The organism is Acidovorax sp. GW821-FHT10E04, from assembly GCF_059415185.1.
The window spans coordinates 141,277-160,574 of sequence record NZ_JBWKMT010000009.1 but is presented as its reverse complement, the minus strand read 5'-3'; the positions used below and the strand labels follow the sequence as shown (position 1 = coordinate 160,574).

Annotated in this window: 17 protein-coding genes; 7 read left to right on the top strand and 10 right to left on the bottom strand. The window is 70.9% G+C overall.

The features are described from left to right. On the top strand, positions 1-982 hold a 982-nt coding region (locus AC07OC_RS24895), incomplete at its 5' end, for an extracellular catalytic domain type 1 short-chain-length polyhydroxyalkanoate depolymerase (protein WP_494602481.1). Positions 983-1,109: 127 nt separating this feature from the next. Here the strand turns inward: AC07OC_RS24895 and AC07OC_RS24890 are convergent. From AC07OC_RS24890 to AC07OC_RS24875, 4 genes are all read right to left on the bottom strand, one after another. Further along, positions 1,110-2,714 carry a methyl-accepting chemotaxis protein gene (locus AC07OC_RS24890; RefSeq protein ID WP_218293687.1) on the bottom strand — a complete coding sequence of 535 codons (1,605 nt, stop codon included), beginning with the start codon at positions 2,712-2,714 and terminating at the stop codon, positions 1,110-1,112. A gap of 217 nt (positions 2,715-2,931) precedes the next feature. Beyond that, positions 2,932-4,038, bottom strand: a complete 1,107-nt coding sequence (locus tag AC07OC_RS24885; protein ID WP_255591842.1) for an AI-2E family transporter — start codon at positions 4,036-4,038, stop codon at positions 2,932-2,934. A gap of 40 nt (positions 4,039-4,078) precedes the next feature. Continuing rightward, positions 4,079-5,122 carry a phosphoribosylformylglycinamidine cyclo-ligase gene (gene purM / locus AC07OC_RS24880; RefSeq protein WP_218341716.1) on the bottom strand — a complete coding sequence of 348 codons (1,044 nt, stop codon included), beginning with the start codon at positions 5,120-5,122 and terminating at the stop codon, positions 4,079-4,081. A gap of 77 nt (positions 5,123-5,199) precedes the next feature. Beyond that, the gene (locus AC07OC_RS24875) at positions 5,200-6,420 is read right to left on the bottom strand and encodes an MFS transporter (RefSeq protein ID WP_218341715.1); all 1,221 of its coding nucleotides are present in this window, start codon (positions 6,418-6,420) and stop codon (positions 5,200-5,202) included. Positions 6,421-6,689: 269 nt separating this feature from the next. On the opposite strand from AC07OC_RS24875, the gene hda reads away from it, so the two are divergent. From hda to folK, 4 genes are all read left to right on the top strand, one after another. Beyond that, a complete protein-coding gene (gene hda, locus AC07OC_RS24870) occupies positions 6,690-7,388 on the top strand; it encodes a DnaA regulatory inactivator Hda (protein ID WP_218293690.1) in 699 nt (232 codons plus the stop codon). 38 nt (positions 7,389-7,426) lie between these two features. Continuing rightward, positions 7,427-8,137: a histidinol-phosphatase gene (locus AC07OC_RS24865; protein ID WP_218341714.1), complete on the top strand. Its 711-nt coding sequence runs from the start codon at positions 7,427-7,429 to the stop codon at positions 8,135-8,137. A 42-nt stretch (positions 8,138-8,179) separates the two neighbouring features. Next, positions 8,180-9,787 carry a polynucleotide adenylyltransferase PcnB gene (gene pcnB / locus AC07OC_RS24860; protein ID WP_218293692.1) on the top strand — a complete coding sequence of 536 codons (1,608 nt, stop codon included), beginning with the start codon at positions 8,180-8,182 and terminating at the stop codon, positions 9,785-9,787. Positions 9,788-9,862: 75 nt separating this feature from the next. Further along, entirely contained in the window at positions 9,863-10,393 is a 531-nt protein-coding gene (folK, locus tag AC07OC_RS24855; protein WP_218341713.1) for a 2-amino-4-hydroxy-6-hydroxymethyldihydropteridine diphosphokinase, read from the top strand. 111 nt (positions 10,394-10,504) lie between these two features. Here the strand turns inward: folK and AC07OC_RS24850 are convergent, their stop codons facing one another. Next, entirely contained in the window at positions 10,505-11,143 is a 639-nt protein-coding gene (locus AC07OC_RS24850; protein WP_218341712.1) for a cysteine hydrolase family protein, read from the bottom strand. Positions 11,144-11,265: 122 nt separating this feature from the next. Here AC07OC_RS24850 and AC07OC_RS24845 point away from each other — a divergent pair, with 122 nt between their 5' ends. Next, complete coding sequence (locus tag AC07OC_RS24845) at positions 11,266-12,267, top strand: GlxA family transcriptional regulator (RefSeq protein ID WP_370627881.1); 1,002 nt, start codon at positions 11,266-11,268, stop codon at positions 12,265-12,267. A 180-nt stretch (positions 12,268-12,447) separates the two neighbouring features. Here the strand turns inward: AC07OC_RS24845 and AC07OC_RS24840 are convergent, their stop codons facing one another. The 4 genes from AC07OC_RS24840 to AC07OC_RS24825 form a co-directional block, all read right to left on the bottom strand. Next, a complete protein-coding gene (locus tag AC07OC_RS24840; RefSeq protein WP_218293696.1) occupies positions 12,448-13,425 on the bottom strand; it encodes a Bug family tripartite tricarboxylate transporter substrate binding protein in 978 nt (325 codons plus the stop codon). Positions 13,426-13,483: 58 nt separating this feature from the next. After that, positions 13,484-14,167, bottom strand: coding sequence for a response regulator transcription factor (locus AC07OC_RS24835; RefSeq protein ID WP_218341711.1), 684 nt, complete (start codon positions 14,165-14,167; stop codon positions 13,484-13,486). Then, on the bottom strand, positions 14,164-16,284 hold the full coding sequence (locus AC07OC_RS24830) for an ATP-binding protein (protein ID WP_218341728.1): 2,121 nt from the start codon (positions 16,282-16,284) through the stop codon (positions 14,164-14,166). Before AC07OC_RS24830 ends, AC07OC_RS24835 begins: the two co-directional genes overlap by 4 nt. A gap of 121 nt (positions 16,285-16,405) precedes the next feature. Then, complete coding sequence (locus tag AC07OC_RS24825) at positions 16,406-17,470, bottom strand: CDP-6-deoxy-delta-3,4-glucoseen reductase (protein WP_218341710.1); 1,065 nt, start codon at positions 17,468-17,470, stop codon at positions 16,406-16,408. A 101-nt stretch (positions 17,471-17,571) separates the two neighbouring features. Here AC07OC_RS24825 and AC07OC_RS24820 point away from each other — a divergent pair, with 101 nt between their 5' ends. Beyond that, entirely contained in the window at positions 17,572-18,531 is a 960-nt protein-coding gene (locus AC07OC_RS24820; protein ID WP_218341709.1) for an SDR family oxidoreductase, read from the top strand. A 20-nt stretch (positions 18,532-18,551) separates the two neighbouring features. Here AC07OC_RS24820 and AC07OC_RS24815 read toward each other — a convergent pair whose 3' ends face one another. Then, positions 18,552-19,277 (bottom strand): DUF4124 domain-containing protein, encoded by a 726-nt coding sequence (locus AC07OC_RS24815; RefSeq protein WP_218294423.1) that lies wholly within the window; start codon positions 19,275-19,277, stop codon positions 18,552-18,554. Positions 19,278-19,298: the final 21 nt, after the last annotated feature.

Here is a 19,298-nt window from a genome sequence, read left to right as displayed (position 1 = left end):
AGACGGGGTGGGGGGGGCGGCACCCGGCGCGCGCGCGCCGCGCAGCGCCGCCGTGCGGGGCGAATGGCTGGCGGGGGTGGCGCCGGGGCCCGCGGGGGCGCGGCGTTACCACCTCTACATCCCGTCGGGGCTGGCGCCCAGGCCGGGTGAGCGTTTTCCGCTGCTGGTCATGCTGCACGGCTGCGGCCAGACGGGGCGCGATCTGGCCATCGCATCGCGCATGAACCGGCTGGCCGCGCGCGAGCGGTTTCTGGTGCTGTACCCCGAGCAGGAGCGCGTGGCCAACGCGCACGGCTGCTGGAACTGGTTCGAGCGCCGCAGCGGCAAGGCACAGGCCGAAGCCGCCACGCTGCTGGCCGCCGTGGACAAGGTCGCGCGCCGCCAGCCCGTGGACCTTGCCCGCGTGGCGGTGGCGGGCCTCTCGGCCGGCGCGAGCATGGCGGTGCTGATGGCCGCGCTGTATCCCCACCGGTTCTGCGCCGTGGCCATGCACTCGGGCGTGGCGCCGGGCACGGCCGAGTCCGCGGCCACCGCCATCGCGGCGATGCACGGGCGGCGCGAGGCGCAGCTGCCCGAGCCCCTGCTGCGGCGCGTGGCCAAGGCGCCGGCCATCGTGGCCGGTGGTGCGGCGCCCATCCCCGCGCTGCAGCCCGTGCTGCCTCCGCTGCTGGTGCTGCATGGGGACGCGGACGGCGTGGTGTCGGTGCGCAACGCCGCGGCCACGGCGGTGCTGTGGGCCCAGGCGCTGGGCGCGCGCGCCGGAGCGGTGCGCACCCTGCAGCGTGGCCAGCGGCACGCCATGCAGGTCACGGAATACAAGGCCCGGGGCCGCACGGTGGTGGCGCTGCGCGAGGTGGTGGGCCTGGCCCATGCGTGGAGCGGCGGCGCGGCCCACCAGCCGTACAGCGATCCGGCGGGGCCTGATGCCTCGGCCCTGGTCTGGGCCTTCGTGGCGCGGCAGTTCGATCGCAGGCGATTTTGAATGAAATGGCGTCCAGGCGCTTGCTGGGTAAGCGCTGAATGCTATTGATCAAGTAGCAAAAGAGTCGCGCGGCGTGCCATGGCCGGGCGGTGCGCGAGAAGGACGCGCGCGGTGGGAAGCCCCGCCGTCAGCGCAGCTGGCGCGGCGCCGCGGCCGCGGGCAGGGAGGGCGCCGCGTGGCCGGCGCCATGCGCGCCGTTCAGGTGAAAGGCCGCGACCACCTGCTTGAGCTCGTGCGCCTGCTGCTGCAGCGCGGCGGCGGCGGCGGTGGCCTGCTCGACCAGCGCCGCGTTCTGCTGCGTGCCCTGGTCCATCTGCGCGATGGCCTCGTTGATCTGCTCGATGCCGTCGGTCTGCTCGCGGCTGGCCTGGCTGATCTCCTCGATCACGGCCGACACGCGCAGCACGCTGTCCACCACGTCCTGCATGGTGGCACCGGCCTCCTGGGCGAGCTGGGCGCCGGCTTTCACCTGCTCGGCGGAGTTCCCGATCAGGGCCTTGATTTCCTTGGCGGCTTCGGACGAGCGCTGCGCCAGGCTGCGCACCTCGGTCGCCACCACCGCGAAGCCCCGGCCCTGTTCCCCGGCGCGCGCCGCTTCCACGGCGGCATTGAGGGCCAGGATGTTGGTCTGGAACGCGATGCCTTCGATCACACCGGTGATGTCGGACACCTTGCGCGACGAGGCGTCGATGGACCCCATGGTCTGCACCACCTTCTCCACCACCGCGCCGCCCTTGCGCGCCACGTCGGAGGCGGACTGCGCCAGCACGCTGGCCTGGTGGGCGTTGTCGGCGTTCTGCTTGACGTTGGAGGTCATCTCCTCCATCGACGCCGCCGTCTGCTCGAGCGCGCTGGCCTGCGATTCGGTGCGCGCGGAGAGGTCCTGGTTGCCGGACGCGATCTGCTGCGAGGCGCTCGCGATGTGCTCGGTGCCGTCGCGCACGCGCTGCACGATGCGGTGCAGGCTGCCCTGCATGCCCTGCATGTCCAGCAGCAGGCTGGAGCGATCGCCCTCCCGGGTCTCCACCGACACCGACAGGTTGCCCTCGGAAATGCTGCGGGCGATGGTGCGCGCGTAGCCGGGCTCGCCGCCCAGCTGGCGCAGCAGGTTGCGCGAGATCAGCGTGCCCACCACCAGCAGCGCCGCACCCAGCAGCAGCGCCACGGCACCAAAGCCCAGCGCGCGCTGCCAGATGGCGGAATTGACCGTGTCGATGTACACCCCCGAGCCGATGACCCAGCCCCAGGGCGCGAATCCCTTCACGTACGAGGTCTTCTCCACCGGCGTGTCGCTGCCGGCCTTGGGCCACAGGTAGGGCACGAAGCCCGCGCCGCCGGCCTGCACGGTGCGCACGAACTCGACGAACAGCTGTTTGCCGTTGGGGTCCTTGTTGGCGGTGAGGTCCTGGCCGTTCAGCTCGGGGCGGATGGGGTGCATCACCATGCGCGGGTGCATGTCGTTGATCCAGACATACTCGTTGCCGCTGTAGCGCAGCGCCTGGATGGCCGCCGCCGCGCGCTTGCGGGCCTCGTCATCGGGCATGCCGCCCTTGGTGCTCAGGTCGTGGAAATGCGTGGCGATGCCGTGCGCCGCCTCCACGACCTGGCGCACGCCGGTCTGGCGTTCTTCCAGGATCAGCTGGCGCTCCGACACCAGGAACCATGCTGTCATCACCACGATGCCGAGGATCGCGCTCAGCACCAGAAGGGCCAGTTTTCTTGCGATGGTCATGGGAAGCCTTTACAACGGGAAGGTCTGGACGCGGTGGTCCTGCGGGCTGCACGGCACTGTCAGGCAGGGTACTGCCGCAGCCTTTGCGCAAGCCTTGGCGAAAACCCGCATGAGCAGGGCACGGCCGGCGAAAGAAGGCGGCCCAGGCGGGGCCCGGGGCGGGGATAGCGCCGGCGTTGTCCGGCCCCGGCACCCCCGGCGCGGGGGGGCGCGGCGTCTACACGAGCCGCGCCGCCACCAGTTCCTTCTTGAGGTAGGCGTAGAACAGCGGCGCCGCGACCAGCCCCGCGGGACCGAAGACGGCCTCGGCCACGAACATCACGCTGAGCAGCTCCCACACCCCCATCTGCGTGCGGCGGCCCACCACCTTGGCGTTGATGACGTATTCGGCCTTGTGGATGAGGATCAGAAAGCCCAGGCAGGCGGCAGCGGCCAGCGGCGATACCGACAGGCCCACGATGGTGATCACCACGTTGCACACCAGGTTGCCCACGATGGGCACGAGCCCGGCCACGAAGGTGAAGGTGATGAGCACGGTCGTGTAGGGCAGCGCCAGGCCCCACAGCGGCAGCACGAACAGCAGGAACAGCGCCGTGAGCAGCGTGTTGAATGCCGCGATCCAGAACTGCGCCGCCACGATCTGGCGGAACGCCTCGCCGAACAGCGTGATGCGCAGCTTCAGCTGCTGGGCCAGCGGCCCCCGCGCCAGGGCAGGCGGGCGCACGGCGGCCAGCGCGCCGATCAGCAGGCCCACATAGGCAAACAGCAGGCCGGCCAGCCAGGCGCGCCCCGCCATGGCCAGCGCACCCGCCTTGGCGCCCAGGTAGCCGGCGATGATGCGCTGGATTTCCGCCGCGCCTTCCGGCAGGTGGGCCGCGACGTCGGCGGGCAGCTTCAGGCGCAGTTCCAGCACGGTGCGCGCCATGTAGTCCAGCAGCTCGCGGTACTGCTGGGGCGCATCGACCAGGTAGCCCCGCGAATGGGTGAGCCCCGCCGCCAGCAGGGCCAGGGGCAGCAGCATGACCAGGCCGGCGGCCACGACCTGGGCCGCCCGCACGCTGCCGGCGGAGGGCGTGGCCTGGCGCTGCGCCCGGCCCAGGCCGTGGGCGAACCAGCGCGTGAGGGCGCGGGTGAGCAGGAAGCCCAGGCACACGCACAGCAGGCCCGGGAGCAGGCCGCGCCACATCACCAGCAGCAGCACGGCCGCCACCAGCAGGTAGCTGGCCACCACGATGCCCCGGGTCAGGGTGCGCGGCGGCAGCGTGGCGGGCGTGGGTTCTGGCGGCGCAGAGGAGAGGGGGGCCGAAGGGGGACGCTGCGCCATGCGCGGAAGCGGGCTGGGATGGTGGGGCGAAGTCGATCGGTCAGGCCACGACCACGGCGGCGCCATCGCCGCGCGGCGCGATCGCACCGATGGTGTACACCTTCTCGCCCGCGGCGGCCAGCGTGGCGGCCGTGGCGGCGGCGTTGGCGGCGTCCACCACCACGACCATGCCGATGCCGTTGTTGAAGGTGCGGTTCATCTCGATGTCGTCGATGCCGGCGGTCTTCTGCAGCCAGGCGAACAGCTCGGTCTGGGGCCAGCTGCCCTTGGTGAGATGGGCGGCCGTGCCGTCGGGCAGCACGCGCGGGATGTTCTCCAGCAGCCCGCCGCCGGTGATGTGGGCCAGGGCCTTGATGGGGTGGGCGGCCAGCGCGGCCAGCACGTTCTTCACGTACAGGCGCGTGGGTTCCATGACGGCCTGCTTGAAGGGCTTGCCGTCCAGCGTGGCGGGGGCGGTGGCCCCTGCGCGGTCGATGCACTTGCGCACCAGCGAGAAGCCGTTGGAATGCACGCCCGCCGAGGCCAGGCCCAGCACCACGTCGCCGGGGGCCACGTCCCTGCCGGTCAGGATCTTCGACTTTTCGACCGCACCGACCGCGAACCCGGCCAGGTCGTATTCGCCGGCGGGGTACATGCCCGGCATTTCGGCCGTTTCCCCGCCGATCAGGGCGCAGCCCGAAAGCTCGCAGCCCCGGGCGATGCCGCCGACCACGGCCGCGGCCGTGTCCACGTCGAGCTTGCCGCAGGCGAAGTAGTCGAGGAAGAACAGGGGCTCGGCGCCCTGCACCAGCACGTCGTTCACGCTCATGGCCACCAGATCGATGCCCACGGTGTCGTGCATGTTCCACTCGAACGCCAGCTTGAGCTTGGTGCCCACGCCGTCCGTGCCGGAGACCAGCACGGGCTCCTTGTAGCGCTTGGGCACCTCGAACAGGGCGCCAAAGCCGCCGATGCCCGCCAGCACGCCTTCGCGCATGGTCTTCTTGGCCAGCGGCTTGATGCGCTCGACCAGGGCGTCGCCCGCGTCGATGTCAACGCCGGCGTCTTTGTACGAAATGGGGGTGGAGGGGGCAGAAGAGCTCATGGGTGGTGTGGTGCAGATAGGCCCGCGCGGCGGGCTGGAATCCGGGGATTTTAAGGGGCATGCCCCGCCGTGCCTCCTCAGCCCTGTGCCGGCGGGGGCTTTGGGGTGGCGCGGCGGGCCGCCGCGGCCTGCAGCAAGACGCCCGCCAGCGCCAGGGCGGCAAAGCACATTCCGGCGCCGAAGGTGGCACTTGCGCCCCATTGGTCCCACAGCAGGCCGGCCAGCGCGCTGGCCACCAGCAGGGCCAGGCCGCTGACCAGGTTGAACATGCCGAAGGCCGTGCCGCGCAGGTCGGCGGGGGCGGTATCGGCCACCATCGTGGCCAGCAGGCCCTGCGTCATGGCCATGTGCAGCCCCCACAGGGCGATGCCCAGCCAGGCGGCGATGCCCTGCCCGGTGAAGGCCAGCAGCGCATCGGCGGCGATCAGCACCACCAGCCCCCCGGCGAGCAGCGTGGTGTGCCGGGCCGTGTCGGAGAGCTTGCCGAGCGGGTACGCGCCCAGCGCGAAGACCACGTTCATCAGCACCAGCACCAGGGGCGTCAAGGCGAGGGGCAGGCCGCCTTGCTGCATGCGCAGCACCAGGAAGGCTTCGCTGAAGCGGGCCAGGGTGAACACCGCGCCCAGGGCCACCACCCCCCAGTAGGCGGGGCCCAGCCGCCGCAGGCTCTCGCGGCGGATGGGGTTGGCGCGGGCGGCGCCGGCGGGGCGCTCCGGCTCGCGCACGCCCACGACGAGCAGCACCACGCACAGCGCGGCCGGGAGCACCGCCACCCAGAAGACCGCACGGAAATCGTTGGCCCAGAGTAGCATCAGCCCCATGGCGAGCAGCGGGCCCAGAAAGGCGCCCACGGTGTCGAGCGACTGCCGCAGTCCGAAGGCCGCGCCGCGCATGCCGGGCGGGGCCAGGTCGGCCACCAGCGCATCGCGGGGCGCGCCCCGGATGCCCTTGCCCACGCGGTCCAGCAGCCGCGCCGCCACCACCAGGCCGACGGTGGTGGCCAGCGCGAACAGCGGCTTGGACAGGGCGCCGAGCCCGTAGCCCAGGATGGCCAGCGGCTTGCGCCGGCCCCACCAGTCGCTCAGGACGCCCGAGAACACCTTCAGGATGAGGGCCGTGGCCTCGGCCGCGCCCTCGATGAGGCCCACGGTGAGCATGCTGACCCCCAGCGCCGCGACCATGAAGACGGGCAGCAGGCTGTGGATCATTTCGGACGAAATGTCCATGAGCAGGCTCACCAGGCCCAGGGCCCAGATGCTGGCCGGCAGGCGCTTGGAGGGGGAGGGTGGAAGGGCCATGGGTGCTGACGAGGCAGAGCGTGGGGAAGCCGGCGGCCGAAGGGGGCCGGCGGCAGACTAAAATCGGCTCCATTGTCGTTGCCGGGCCTCTTCGCAAGGAGTTCCTGCCCTGGCAACGGGCCGTCGGCCACCACTTTCGCCGCACCCGCCGCAGTCACCTACGGCCGGGCGCTTCCAACTTCATCCGTGATGCTGCTGCTGATCCCTTCCTTGTCTGCCGCTCCCGCACTGAATGCCACGGGCCTGGCCATGCTGCCCGGGTGCCGCGCATGAAGCAGCTGGCGCTGGACATCGGCCTGGCCACCGGCCCCACCCTGGCCCGTTTTTTCGCGGGCCCCAACGAGGCGGCCCTGCAGCACCTGCGCCTGGCGGTGGGCGAGGGCAGCAGCCAGGCCACCCGCTCGCCGGTGCCCACCTACCTCTGGGGCGAGCCCGGCAGCGGCAAGACGCACCTGCTCACGGCCGTGCGCCACGCCCTGCGCGAGCAGGGTGCCAGCGTGGGCTGGCTCGACCCATCGGTGGCCGAGCCGCCGGATTTCGATGAGCGCTGGGCCGCCATCGTCATGGACGACGTGCACCTGTACAGCACCGCCCAGCAGGCCACGGCCTTCAACTGGTTCGTGAATGCCATCAGCCCGGCCAGCGGCAGCCAGCGCTGGGTGCTGGCCGCGGGCGACCTGCCGCCGGCCGACCTGCCCCTGCGCGACGACCTGCGCAGCCGCCTGGGCTGGGGCCATGTGTTCCAGCTGCAGCTGCTGGGCGAAGCCGAGCGCCGCTCCGTGCTGCGCCAGGAAGCCGACGCGCGCGGCGTGTTCCTGGGTGACGAGGTGATGGACTACATGCTCAACCGCTTCTCGCGCGACCTGGGCAGCCTCATGCAGCTCTTGGACCAGCTCGACGCGTTTGCCTTGCGCACCCAGCGCGCCATCACGATTCCCTTGCTCAAGACGATGCTGGAATCGGAATGACGCCGACCCATGCGCCCCCTTTTTATCTGTGAACCTGAATGACTTCTGAACCCCGCCGCCTGCGGCTTGCGCTGTTTGACCTGGACCACACGCTGCTGCCGCTCGACTCCGACTACGAGTGGGGCGAGTTCACCATCCGCATCGGCTGGAACGACCCCGTGGAGTTCGCGCGCCGCAACGACGAGTTCTACGCCCACTACCAGGCGGGCACGCTCGACGTGCACGACTACGTGCGCTTCGCGACCGAGGCCGTGCGCCTGCGCGGCCCCGAGGCGGCGGCGGCCGCGCACCTGCAGTTCATGCGGGACGTGATCGGCCCGGCCATCCAGCCCCAGGCGCTCAGCCTCATCCGCCAGCACCAGGCGGCTGGCGACGAGGTGCTGATCGTCACCGCCACCAATGAGTTCGTGACCACTCCCATCGCCCAGGCGCTGGGTGTGCAGCAGCTGCTGGCCGTGCAGCTGGCGCGCGACGCCAGCGGCTGGTACACCGGCGAGATCGACGGCATTCCCACCATGCGCGAAGGCAAGGTGCGGCGCATGGAACAATGGCTGGCCGAGCGGCAACTCGGCTGGGGCGATGTCGACAGCACGTTCTACAGCGATTCCATGAACGACGTGCCCCTGCTGGAGAAGGTGAACCACCCGGTGGCCACCAATCCCGACCCGCGCCTGCGGGCCCTGGCCCAGGAGCGCGGCTGGCGCATACTGGATCTGTTCACGGCCCCAGCCGGCCAGGATGCCGCCTGACACCTGCGCCCCGCGCCAGACCCCCCTGATTACTCCCTACCCATGATCAAGAAGTTCATCGACAAACTGCTGGGCAAATCGACGCCCGGCACCTCGGGCGGCAAGCCGCATTTCGGCAAGCGCGAAGAGGTGCCCGCCTCGGTGCACGGCATCAACCCCGAGCTGGTGGACCGCCGGGCCGCCGAGGTGGTGGCCACGCTCAAGCAGGCGGGCTTCGAGGCCTACATCGTGGGCGGCGCCGTGCGCGACCTGCTGCTGGGCCTGCGCCCCAAGGACTTCGACGTGGCCACCAACGCCACGCCCGAGCAGGTCAAGGGGCTGTTCCGCCGCGCCTTCATCATCGGCAAGCGCTTTCGCATCGTGCACGTGGTGCACGGACGGGGCCGCGAGCACGAGGTGATCGAGGTGTCCACCTTCCGCGCCTACCTCGACAACGCCGCCGCAGGCCAGGTGGCGGGCAACGAAAAGACCAGCAAGGCCCAGCTGTCGGGCATGCAGCATGCCGTGGACGCCAGCGGCCGCGTGCTGCGCGACAACGTCTGGGGCCCGCAGGACGAAGACGCCACGCGCCGCGACTTCACCGTGAACGCCATGTACTACGACCCGGTGAGCCAGATTGTGGTGGACTACCACAAGGGCCTGCAGGACGCCAAGAAGAAGACGCTGCGCATGATCGGCGATCCGGCCACGCGCTACCGCGAAGACCCGGTGCGCATCATCCGCGCCGTGCGCTTCGCGGCCAAGCTCAGCCCCCTGGGGTTCAGCATCGACGCCAAGTCGGCCGCGCCGCTGGTGCAGTCGCAGGCCCTGCTGGCCGAGGTGCCGCAAAGCCGCATGTTCGACGAAATGCTCAAGCTGCTGCAGACGGGGCACGCCATTGCCACCATCGAACAGCTGCGCAAGCTGGGCATGGCCAAGGGCATCTACCCGCTGCTGGACGTGGCCGTGGAGCGCGCCGACACGCCGTTTGTGAAGGCTGCCCTGGTGGACACCGACCGCCGCGTGAACGAAGGCAAGCCCGTGGCCCCGAGCTTCCTGCTGGCCTGCGTGCTGTGGGAAGACGTGCGCAATGGCTGGCAGGAGCGCCTGAACCAGCGCCAGCATCCGCTGCCCGCGCTGCAGGAGGCCATCGACGAGGTGTTCGACAAGCGCATCGGCGACGTGTCGGGCCGCGGCAAGCTGGCGGCCGACATGCGCGAGATCTGGGTCATGCAGCCGCGCTTTGAAAAGCGCGTGGGCAACACCCCGTTCGGCATGGTGATGCAGCCGCGCTTTCGCGCCGGGTTCGACTTCATGCGCCTGCGCGCCGATGTGGGCGAGGTGGAGGAGGCGCTGGCCGAATGGTGGCAGGACTTCCAGGCGGCCGACGACGAACGCCGTGACGACCTGATGGACCAGGCCAAGGAAGAGCAGAAAGCCCGCCAGAAAGCCCAGCCGGTGGTCAAGCGTGTGCCGCGCCAGGCCCCTGCAGCCGGGCCAAGGGCTGCGGGTGGGGCGGACGCGGAGGGGGATGGGGATGCCGCCCAGGGCGCGGCCGACTTTCCTTCCGAGGGCGGCGCTCCCAAGAAGCGCCGCCGCCGCCGCCGCAAGCCCGGCGGGGGCGACGGTGGGGCGGGCCCCGGCGGGTCCGGTTTCGCGGTGGATGCCTGACCCGCTGCGGTCCGATGCCGTGCGCCCCGGCACCGCGCAGGCCCTGGTGCCCATGAAGGGCCACCGGAAGAACCGATGACACCGATCCAGCCCACGGCCGCTCGCCCGCCACCCCTGGCAAGCACCGGCAGCACGGCCTACATCGGCCTGGGCGCGAACCTGGGCGACGCCCCTGCCGCGCTGCGCTCCGCCGTGCAGGCCATTGCCGCCTTGCCGGCCACCCGGGTCCTGCGGTGGTCGTCGCTGTACCGCAGCGCGCCCGTGGATGCCGCCGGCCCGGACTATCACAACGCCGTGGTGGCCGTGCAGACCGCGCTGTCACCCCACGGCTTGCTGGCCGCGCTTCAGGCCATCGAGGCCGCGGCCGGCCGCGAGCGCCCCTACCGCAACGCGCCCCGCACGCTGGACCTGGACATCCTGCTCTTTGGCGGGCAGGTGCTCGACACCCCCGCACTCACCGTGCCCCACCCGCGCCTGCGTGAGCGGGCCTTCGTGCTGCTGCCCCTGGCCGAGATAGCGCCAGAGCAGGTCCACCCCGCATGGCTGGCGGCGGTGCAGGACCAGCACATCGAGCGGCTGCCAGCCGCATGGTGCGAGGCCGTGTAGCCTTTCCGCTCCGCTTTCCGCAAAGCGGTAGCTGGCGTGGCACGGGCCCCGCGCCGCCACGTCCCGGATGTGAAGCGCACGCGTGGGCAGGCGCAGGGGCGCCTCAGGGGCTCACCCCTGCCTGGCGCGCTGGTTCGAGGCCAACACGTTGTCCTTGGGCAAGGCCTGGCCTGCCTGCACGGCCGCCACCCAGTCGCGGGTCGAAGCGGCGGCGGCAAAGTTGCTGTGGAACACCACGCTGAACACACGGTGGATTTCCTCGGCGCTGGCGCTGCCTGCCGCATTGGCATAGGGCAGGGCGCCGCTCGCGTCGCTCAGGAACTCCACGGCCAGCCCCCGGTGCGAGGCCTCGTAGATGGTGCTGGCATCGCAGTTGTGCGTCATGTAGCCCACCACGGTCAGGGTGTCGATGCCACGCCCGGCCAGCCACTCGGCCAGGCCGGTGTTCGTGAAGGCGCTCGCCATGCCTTTTTCGATGTGGTGGTCGGCAGGGCGGCGCGCCACTTCGGGGTGCAGCTGCCAGCGCTCGGTGGCCTTGTCGAACACGGGCGCACCGGACGGGGCGGTGTGCTGTACCACGACCACCGGCACACCGGCCGCGTGGGCGGCATCCATCGCGCGGGCGATGTTGGGCAGCGTGTCGGCCACGGGCGGGTACTCGATGGGCAGGTTGCCGCCCGCGAAATACTCGTTCTGCACGTCGATGACGATCAGGGCGCGGCGCGGAGCGGTGGTGGAAGAGGAGGTCATGGTCACAGTCCTTTGATGGGGTGAAAGAAATGGGTTGCGGGGAAGGAATGGAGTGATTGTTCGCGTGGCCGCCCGTCCTTGAAAGTGGCTTGATTGACACTCATCGATAGAATCAGGCCATCGTGCCCCATCCTGCCCAATCCTCCATCCGCCTGGTTTCCTCCTCTGCCCCGGACACCGTGGCGGTGGTGGCCTTCGACGGCATCAGCCCCTTCCACCTCTCGGTGCCCTGCCTCGTGTTTGGCGAGGACCGCACGGCCGAGGGCATCAACCGCTACAAATTGGTGGTGTGTGGCATGGCGCCGGGCCCGCTGCGCACCTCCGCCGGGTTCGGCATCGAGGTGGGCCATGGCCTCAAGGTGCTGCGGCGTGCACAGACCATCGTCGTGCCTTCCTGGCGCGACGATCTGGCGCCCGTGCCCCCGGCATTGCTGGCCGCGCTGCGGGCCGCGCACCGCCGGGGTGCGCGCATCGTGGGCCTGTGCCTGGGCGCTTTTGTGCTGGCCGAGGCGGGGCTGCTGGATGGCCGCACCGCCACCACGCACTGGGCGCTGGCGGCCCAGTTCGCCCAGCGCTATCCGCGCGTGCAGCTCAAGCCCGAGGTGCTGTACGTGGAGGACGGGCTGGTGCTGACCTCGGCCGGCACGGCGGCGGGCATCGACTGCTGCCTGCACCTGCTGCGCCAGCAGCACGGCGCCGAGGCCGCCAACCGTGCCGCGCGCCGCATGGTGGTGGCGCCCCACCGCCAGGGCGGGCAGGCGCAGTACATCCAGCAGCCCGTGGCGCTGTCGGTGCGGGGCGACCGCCTGGCCCCGCTGCTGCAGTGGCTGGGCGAGCACCTGCACGAGACCCATACGCTGCAGTCGCTGGCCGAGCGCGCGGTGATGAGCCCGCGCACCTTGACGCGGCGCTTTCGCCAGGTCACCGGCACGACGGTGGGCCAGTGGCTGCAGAACCAGCGCGTCGCGCTGGCGCAGCGCCTGCTGGAGGGCGGGGACCAGTCCATCGAAGCCGTGGCCATCGAGGCGGGCTTCGGCTCGGCCGTCTCGCTGCGGCAGCACTTCTCCGCCGGGGTAGGCATTGCGCCCTCGGCCTACCGGCGGCAGTTTCGCCGCAGTGCATAGATTTGCTATTTATTTAATAGCTTCTTGCGCTTGATGGATAAGCGATAGAGGCTGTTTTCATTCGAGTCCAATGGTCACAGGGCGCGAATCCCGCACCCTGTGGCATTGGCGGCGCCGCGCAAGCGAGTAGCACCCGTGGATCCGGCCTCGCCCGTCCACCGGGCGCAGCCGCTCAGGAGGTCAATCCACCTTCGCGCCCGAGGCCTTCACCACCTGCTGGTACTTGGCGCGCTCGGCGGCCATGAAGCTGTCGAACTGCGCGGGCGTGGTGGCCACGGGTTCGGCGAGCAGGGCGCCGAAGCGGGTCTTGGTCTCCGGCGCGTTCAGGGCCGCCACGAAAGCCTTGTTCAGCTTGTCGATGATGGGCTTGGGCGTGGCCGCGGGCGCTACGAGGCCCCACCAGGTGTCGATGGAAAAGCCCTTGAACGTGGCCGACAGCGGCGGCACGCCGGGCAGCGAGGGCGATGCGTCCAGCGAGGTCACCGCCAGTGCCTTGAGCTTGCCCGCGCGGATGTTGGGCGCGGCGGCGGCCAGGTTGTCGATGTTGAAGTCCACCTCGCCCGCCAGCAGTGCCAGCTGCGCAGGGTTGGCGCCCCGGTAGGGGATGTGCAGCGCGAAGATGCCGGCGCGCTGCTTGAACATTTCGCCCGCCAGGTGGCCCGCGCTGCCGTTGCCGCCGCTGCCGTAGTTGAGCTTGGCCGGGTTGGCCTTGGCGTAGGCGATCAGATCGGCCACGGTGTGGATCTTGAGCTGCTCGGCCTTGGCCGCGTTGATGACCAGTACGTTGGGCACGCGCACCATCTGCGTGATGCCCGCGAAGTCCTTGGCGGCGTCGTAGGGCATCTTGGAATAGAGCCACGGGTTGACCGCGTGCGTGGCGGTGGCCGAGATGCCGATGGTCAGGCCGTCGGGCGCCGCCTTGGCGATGGCGTCGGCGCCGATGTTGCCGCCCGCGCCGCCCTTGTTGTCGATGATCACCGTGCCCAGCGAGTCGCGCACGCGCTCGGCCAGGGCCCGGGCGGTCACGTCGATGGGGCCGCCGGCCGCATACGGCACGATCAGCCGGATGGGCTGGCCCGAGTCCTGCGCGAGCGCGGTGTGGGAGGAGAAAGCCGCTGCGATAGCGGCGCTGGCGAGGAGGATGTTTCTGCGGTTCATGGGTGCCATTGTGCAAAAAAATCGTAAGAAGGCTTACGAAAACCTTGAAGCGGGGTGTTCAGGGCGTGCGGGAGGGGTTTTCCGAGAGGCCCAGGTCCTCCACCAGCATGCCCAGCTCGTGCGACGAGCGGATGTCCAGTTTCAGGAAGATGGCCGAGCGGTGCGTGTCCACGGTGCGCGGGTCGATGGGGCGCCCGGGGTCGCGCTGGGCCAGCGCACGGGCCGCTTCCTTGCTGCTGATGCCGGTGGCCAGCAGGCTCGCCACCTCCTGCTGGCGCGGGCTCAGCGCGTTCCAGCGCTCCCGCAGCAGGGCGTGCCGCTGCGCGCGCGCGGCCACGCCGTGCGACAGGGTGGCCGCGCGGTGCACGGCGGCCAGCAGGGTGGCCTCGTCGCAGGGTTTTTCCAGCCAGTCCACCGCGCCTTGCTTGACGGCCGCCACGGCCGAGGCCAGCTCGCCGTGGGCGGAGAGGAACACGGTCTTGAGCACCGTGCCCCGCTGGCGCATGGCCTCGAAGACCTGCAGGCCGCTCATGCCGTCCATGCGCAGGTCGAGCAGCACGCAGCCGGGCCGGGCCAGGTCGGCGCCGGCCAGGAAATCCGGCCCGCTCGCGAACGACTGGGCCGCGTGGCCGCCGGCCAGCAGCAGCGCGGCGAGGGAATGGCGCACGCCTTCGTCGTCGTCCACGATGTAGACGCGCAGCGGGGCAAGGGTGGGGCCGGGGGCGGTGGGGTGATCGGTCATGGGGAGGCCACGGGCGGCGTTGCGTGCAGGGGAAGCCGGATTTCGAAGACCGCGCCGCCGCCCTCGCGGTTGCGCGCCAGCAGTTCGCCGCCCATGCTCTCGACGATGGAGCGGCAGATGTTCAGGCCCAGCCCCAGGCCGTCGGAGCGCGTGGTGAAGAACGGCTCGAACAGGCGCTCGGCGATCTCGGGGGGCAGACCCGGGCCCCGGTCCTGCACTTCGAGGCAGGCGTGCCCGGCATCGGCCCGGGTGCGCAGCAGCAGTTCGTGGTCCATCGGGGGCGTGGCGTGCACCTGCATGGCCTGCAGCGCGTTGAGGCCGAGGTTCAGGACCACCTGCTCCAGGAGCACGCGGTCGGCGCGCACCCGCAGCGGTTCGGGCGCGAGGTCCAGGCGCACCGCCACCCCATGCCGCCGTGCCTCGGCGCGCAGCAGCAGGCCCAGGGACTGGTCCACGGCGGCATTGAGGTCGCAGGGTTCGCGGGCCTCGGGATGCTGGCGCACCCAGCGGCGGATGCGCCCCACGATGTCGGCCGCGCGCAGCGCCTGGGTGGACAGCGCGGCGAGGCTTTCGTTGAGCAGTTCGGTCCGGCCCTGCGCGGCGAGCGCGCGCGCCGCGGCCGCGTAGTTGACCAGGGCCGCCAGCGGCTGGTTGAGCTCGTGCGCGAGGGTGGAGGCCATCTCGCCCACGGTGATCACGCGCTGCACGCGCTGCAGTTGCGCCTCGCGCTGCTGCTGCTGTTCCTCGGCGCGCTTCTGGGCAGTGATGTCCACCACCGAGCTCATCCAGCCGATGTGCCGGCCATCACCGTCGATGAGCCGCGCCGTGTAGAACATGGTGTAGACGTCCGAGCCGTTGCGGTGCCGCAGCCGGTTCTCGTTGCCCTGGGGCGTGGCCTTGCCCGCCAGCGAGGTGTCGCTGTCGTTCCAGTGGCGGTCGAGGTCGTCGGGATGCCAGTAGGGGTAGGGGGGCAAGCAGCCGATGAGTTCGGAGGCGGCGTAGCCCACCATGTCGCACATGGCGGCGTTCACGTACACGATGCGGCCCTGCAGGTCGCGCGCACGCATGCCGACGAGCAGGGAGTCTTCCATGGACTGGCGAAAGGCCTGCGCCTGCTGCAGCGCGTGGGTGCGCTCGTGCACGCGCTGTTCGAGTTCGATGCGGGCCTGGCGGTTCTCCTGCAGGCGCCGCTCGCGCAGCTGCCAGTAGAGCGCGCCCAGCACCAGCAGGCCCGACGCGAGGCTGGCCAGCGCCCAGGCCTGCTGGCGCGCCAGGGCCACCACCTTGCTGTCGGCCGTGAGGGTGAGGGTCCAGCCCAGGTCGGGCAGGTGTTCCGCGAAGGCGAGATAGTGCTTGCCGCTGCCGGGCAGCCGAAGCTCGGCACCCGGCTGGTCCGGGCGCTGCAGGAGCTTCCAGGGCACCGGCGCGGGCTGCCATTGCGCGCCGTACTGCTCATCGTGTTGCACCTGCCGCACGGCCTCGGCGGGCAGGGGCTTGCTGGTCTTGTAGAGCCAGGACGACACGGAGCCCAGAAACAGAATGCCGCGCTCATCCGTGACGAACACCGGGTCGAGCAGTTGCGCCCAGGTGTCCACGATGGGCTGCATGCGCACCTTCACGGCCACCACGCCGATCACCTTGCCATCGCGCTGCACGGGGGCCGAGGCGAACAGCCCGGGCTCGCCCGTGGTCTTGCCCACGCCGTAGAAGCGCCCCGCCTGCCCGTGCAGTGCGTCGCGGAAGTAGGGACGGTTGCTGTAGTTCTGGTCGACGAAGCTGCTGGGCGTGTCCCAGTTGCTGGAGGCCAGCGTGAGGCCCTTGTCGTCCATGAGGTACAGCGTGTCGGAGCCGGCGTGCGCATTGACGGCCTGGAGGTACGCGTTGGCCGCCTCCCGCACGCTCTGCGATGCGGGACGGCGCAGCAGGTCCGCGACCAGGGGCTGCTGCGCCGCCGTGAAGGGCAGGTAGCTGTAGCGCGTGGCCACGCCGCGCAGGGCCAGGGCCTGGACCTCGCTGGAGCGGCGCAGGTTGTCCCATTGGGTTTCCAGCTCGTTGCGGGTGACCCATTCGCCCGCGCCCAGGATCAGCAGCACGGCCAGGCCGAACACGGCGGCCATGGGGCCGGCTCCGCGCAGCCCATCGCGCAGGCGTCCCAGGGGCCTGGGGGGAGGCAACGGTGCTGTCACGGGTGTGGCTGTGGCCGGTGGTGGCGCGGGCGGCAAACCCGCACCCTCCCGCTTATCCGCCGTGCTTGTCCGCCTCGGAGGTGAAGGAGTCCGCATAGAACTCTTCCGCTGGCAGGCCCCGCTGCGCGCTGTAGGCCACGCGGGCGGAATCGACCACGATGGGGGCGCCGCAGGCGTACACTTGGTGGCCCGACAGATCGGCGTGGTCGTCCATCACGGCCTGGTGCACAAACCCGGTGCGGCCTGTCCAGTCGTCCTCCGGCAAGGCGTCGGAGACGACAGGCACGTAGGTCAGGTGGGGCATGTCGGCCGCCCGGGCCAGCACCCAGTCGTGCATGTACAGGTCGCCGGGGCGGCGGCCGCCCCAGTAGAGCACCGTGGGGCGCGTGATGGCCTTGAACTGCATGTGCTCGATGAGCGCCTTGATGGGGGCAAAGCCCGTGCCCGAGGCCAGCAGCACGATGGGCTTGTCCGAGTCCTCGCGCAGGAAGAAACTGCCGAACGGGCCTTCCACGCGCAGGATCTCCTTTTCCTTCATCGCGCCGAACACGTGGTCGGTGAACTTGCCGCCCGCCATGTGGCGGATGTGCAGCTCCACGCCGGGTGCGTCGGCCTGCGTGTGGGGTGCATTGGCCATCGAATACGCCCGGCGTGCTCCGTCGCGCAGGATGAATTCGATGTACTGGCCCGCGTGGTAGCGGAAGGTGTCCGCCGCCGGCAGCTGCAGGCGCACCCGCATCACGTCGTGCGATTTCTTTTCGAGGGTGGCCACCCGCACGGGCATCTTCTTGACGGGGTAGGCGCTTTCGTCGGTGACCTGGCGCGATTCGAGCACCACGTCCGTCAGGGGCTGGGCGCAGCAGGTCAGCACGAGGCCGGCGGCCTCTTCGTCGGCCGTGAGCGCCTTGGACTGGTGCTCGCCATGGTGCACGGTGCCGCTGAGCTTCCTGCACTTGCACGAACCGCAGGCGCCGTCCTTGCAGCCATAGGGCAGGCCGACGCCGCTGCGGATGGCGGCGGCCAGGATGGCCTCGCCGGCGTTGGCCTGGAAAGCGCGGCCGCTGGGCTGCACGGTGATCTGGAATGCTGCGGTGCTCACAGCCTCGGCGCTGGTCATCTTGTGGGTATCCTCGGGACGTAGATCTTCAAGAACCGGTTGGTGCCGCCGTGGGCCCCTGCCAGGAGATGCCGGCTGGTTCTTTACAAACGGACCCGATTTTGCCTTCAAACCAAAACCCCCTTGGCGCCCTGCCGGCGCGCTTTCGCCGCGAACGCCTGCTGATCGTGGGGTGTGGTGACGTGGGCCAGCGCGTGGCGCGCCAGCTCCAGGGCGGCCCGGGCGCCGGGCGCGTCCAGGTGCTGGCGCTCACCTCCAGCCCCGAGCGCAAGCCGGCGCTGCGCGCCCTGGGCATCCGCCCCCTGTGCGGAAACCTGGACGATGTGGCCACGCTGCGCCGCCTGTCGGGCCTGGCCACGCGCGTGCTGCACCTGGCCCCGCCACCCGGCGAAGGCGCCGGAGGGGATGGCTGGTGGCGCGATCCGCGCACGGTGGCCCTGGCGCGCGCGCTGCGCCTGCGCAGCCTGCCCGCCTCCCTCGTCTACGCCTCCACGAGCGGCGTGTATGGCGACTGCCAGGGGGCGATGGTGTCCGAGACACGGCCCGTGGCCCCCGCCACGCCGCGCGCGCAGCGGCGCGTGAATGCCGAGCGGGCGGTGCGGCACCTGGGCCGCGGGGGGGTGCGGGCCAGCGTGCTTCGCATTCCGGGCATCTACGCCCCCGACCGGGACGGTGGCACGCCCGAAGCGCGCCTGCGCCGAGGCACGCCGGTACTGGAGCGCGAGGACGATGTGTTCACCAACCACATCCACGCCGACGACCTGGCGCGCATCTGCCTGGCCGCGCTGTGGCGTGCGCGGCCGCAACGCGTCTACAACGTGAGCGATGCCACGGAACTGAGGATGGGCGACTACTTCGACCTGGCGGCCGACCTGTACGGCCTGCCGCGTCCCCCGCGCGTGCGCCGCAGTGCCGCGCAGGAGCAGCTGTCGCTGATGCTGCTGAGCTTCATGAGCGAATCGCGGCGGCTGGACAACCAGCGCATGCTGCGGGAGCTGGGTGTGAAGCTGCGCTACCCGACCGTGGCCGAGGGGTTGCGGGCGGCGCGCCCGTCGCCTTAGGGCGGGCGCGTCCGCCGGGTTCAGCAGGGCGCCTGGCCTCCATTGGAGCGGCACACACCGCCGGGACCGGGGAACCGCCCGGGACCGGCGCGGGGATAGGTATTGCCCTGGTTGTCGGTGCAGCGAAAGTCACCGCATTGCGTCAGGCGAGGTGGAGGTTGCGGTGTGCCTGTCTGCGGGAAGGGGTCAGGAAAAAGGGGGCGATGCCGCGATGGCGGCACGACCACCACCCGGGGCTGGTGGGCACGCGCTTTTTCGACTTCCGCATACCCTTGTGGACCCAGGCAATCCAGGTCCACTTGCCGCTGCGCGGCCTCCAGGCGCAACTCCTGTTCATAGGTCGAGCGGGCCAGGCCCGCAGCCACCATATCCAGGTTGCGCCGCGAGCGCGCGCATTCGGGGGATCGGGCGTAGTCCTGGGGCTGGGGCGTGGCCGCCGCGGCCTGTGCGGCGCGGGCACGGTCGCGTTCGGCGTTGCGGCGGGCATCGGTTTCCGCCGCGGTGGCCTCCGCCTGCAGCCGCTGTTGCTTGCGCTCCAGTGCTTGCGCTGCCAGCTCCCGTTCCTGCTGGATCTCCTCGGGGGTTTTCCGCGCTTCGACCTCGCGCGCGGTGGCGCCACCGGTGCATGCGCCGTCGGTATAGGTCACCTGTCCCGTGCGGGCATCGGTGCAGCGAACCACCTGGGCGCTGGCGCCCGTGGCAAGCACGGCGGCACCCAGGCAGAGAATGAAGAGGCAGGGGCGGATCGTCACGGTCGGCTGCCAGGC

Bases quoted from the DNA above. Each gene is read 5' to 3' on its own strand.
- AC07OC_RS24840 (WP_218293696.1), bottom strand. From the start codon at position 13,425: ATGAACCGCAGAAACATCCTCCTCGCCAGCGCCGCTATCGCAGCGGCT.
- AC07OC_RS24885 (WP_255591842.1), bottom strand. From the start codon at position 4,038: ATGGCGCAGCGTCCCCCTTCGGCCCCCCTCTCCTCTGCGCCGCCAGAA.
- AC07OC_RS24850 (WP_218341712.1), bottom strand. From the start codon at position 11,143: ATGACCTCCTCTTCCACCACCGCTCCGCGCCGCGCCCTGATCGTCATC.
- purM (WP_218341716.1), bottom strand. From the start codon at position 5,122: ATGAGCTCTTCTGCCCCCTCCACCCCCATTTCGTACAAAGACGCCGGC.
- AC07OC_RS24865 (WP_218341714.1), top strand. From the start codon at position 7,427: ATGACTTCTGAACCCCGCCGCCTGCGGCTTGCGCTGTTTGACCTGGAC.
- AC07OC_RS24875 (WP_218341715.1), bottom strand. From the start codon at position 6,420: ATGGCCCTTCCACCCTCCCCCTCCAAGCGCCTGCCGGCCAGCATCTGG.
- AC07OC_RS24890 (WP_218293687.1), bottom strand. From the start codon at position 2,714: ATGACCATCGCAAGAAAACTGGCCCTTCTGGTGCTGAGCGCGATCCTC.
- hda (WP_218293690.1), top strand. From the start codon at position 6,690: ATGAAGCAGCTGGCGCTGGACATCGGCCTGGCCACCGGCCCCACCCTG.
- AC07OC_RS24830 (WP_218341728.1), bottom strand. From the start codon at position 16,284: ATGGCCGCCGTGTTCGGCCTGGCCGTGCTGCTGATCCTGGGCGCGGGC.
- folK (WP_218341713.1), top strand. From the start codon at position 9,863: ATGACACCGATCCAGCCCACGGCCGCTCGCCCGCCACCCCTGGCAAGC.
- AC07OC_RS24835 (WP_218341711.1), bottom strand. From the start codon at position 14,167: ATGACCGATCACCCCACCGCCCCCGGCCCCACCCTTGCCCCGCTGCGC.
- AC07OC_RS24825 (WP_218341710.1), bottom strand. From the start codon at position 17,470: ATGACCAGCGCCGAGGCTGTGAGCACCGCAGCATTCCAGATCACCGTG.
- pcnB (WP_218293692.1), top strand. From the start codon at position 8,180: ATGATCAAGAAGTTCATCGACAAACTGCTGGGCAAATCGACGCCCGGC.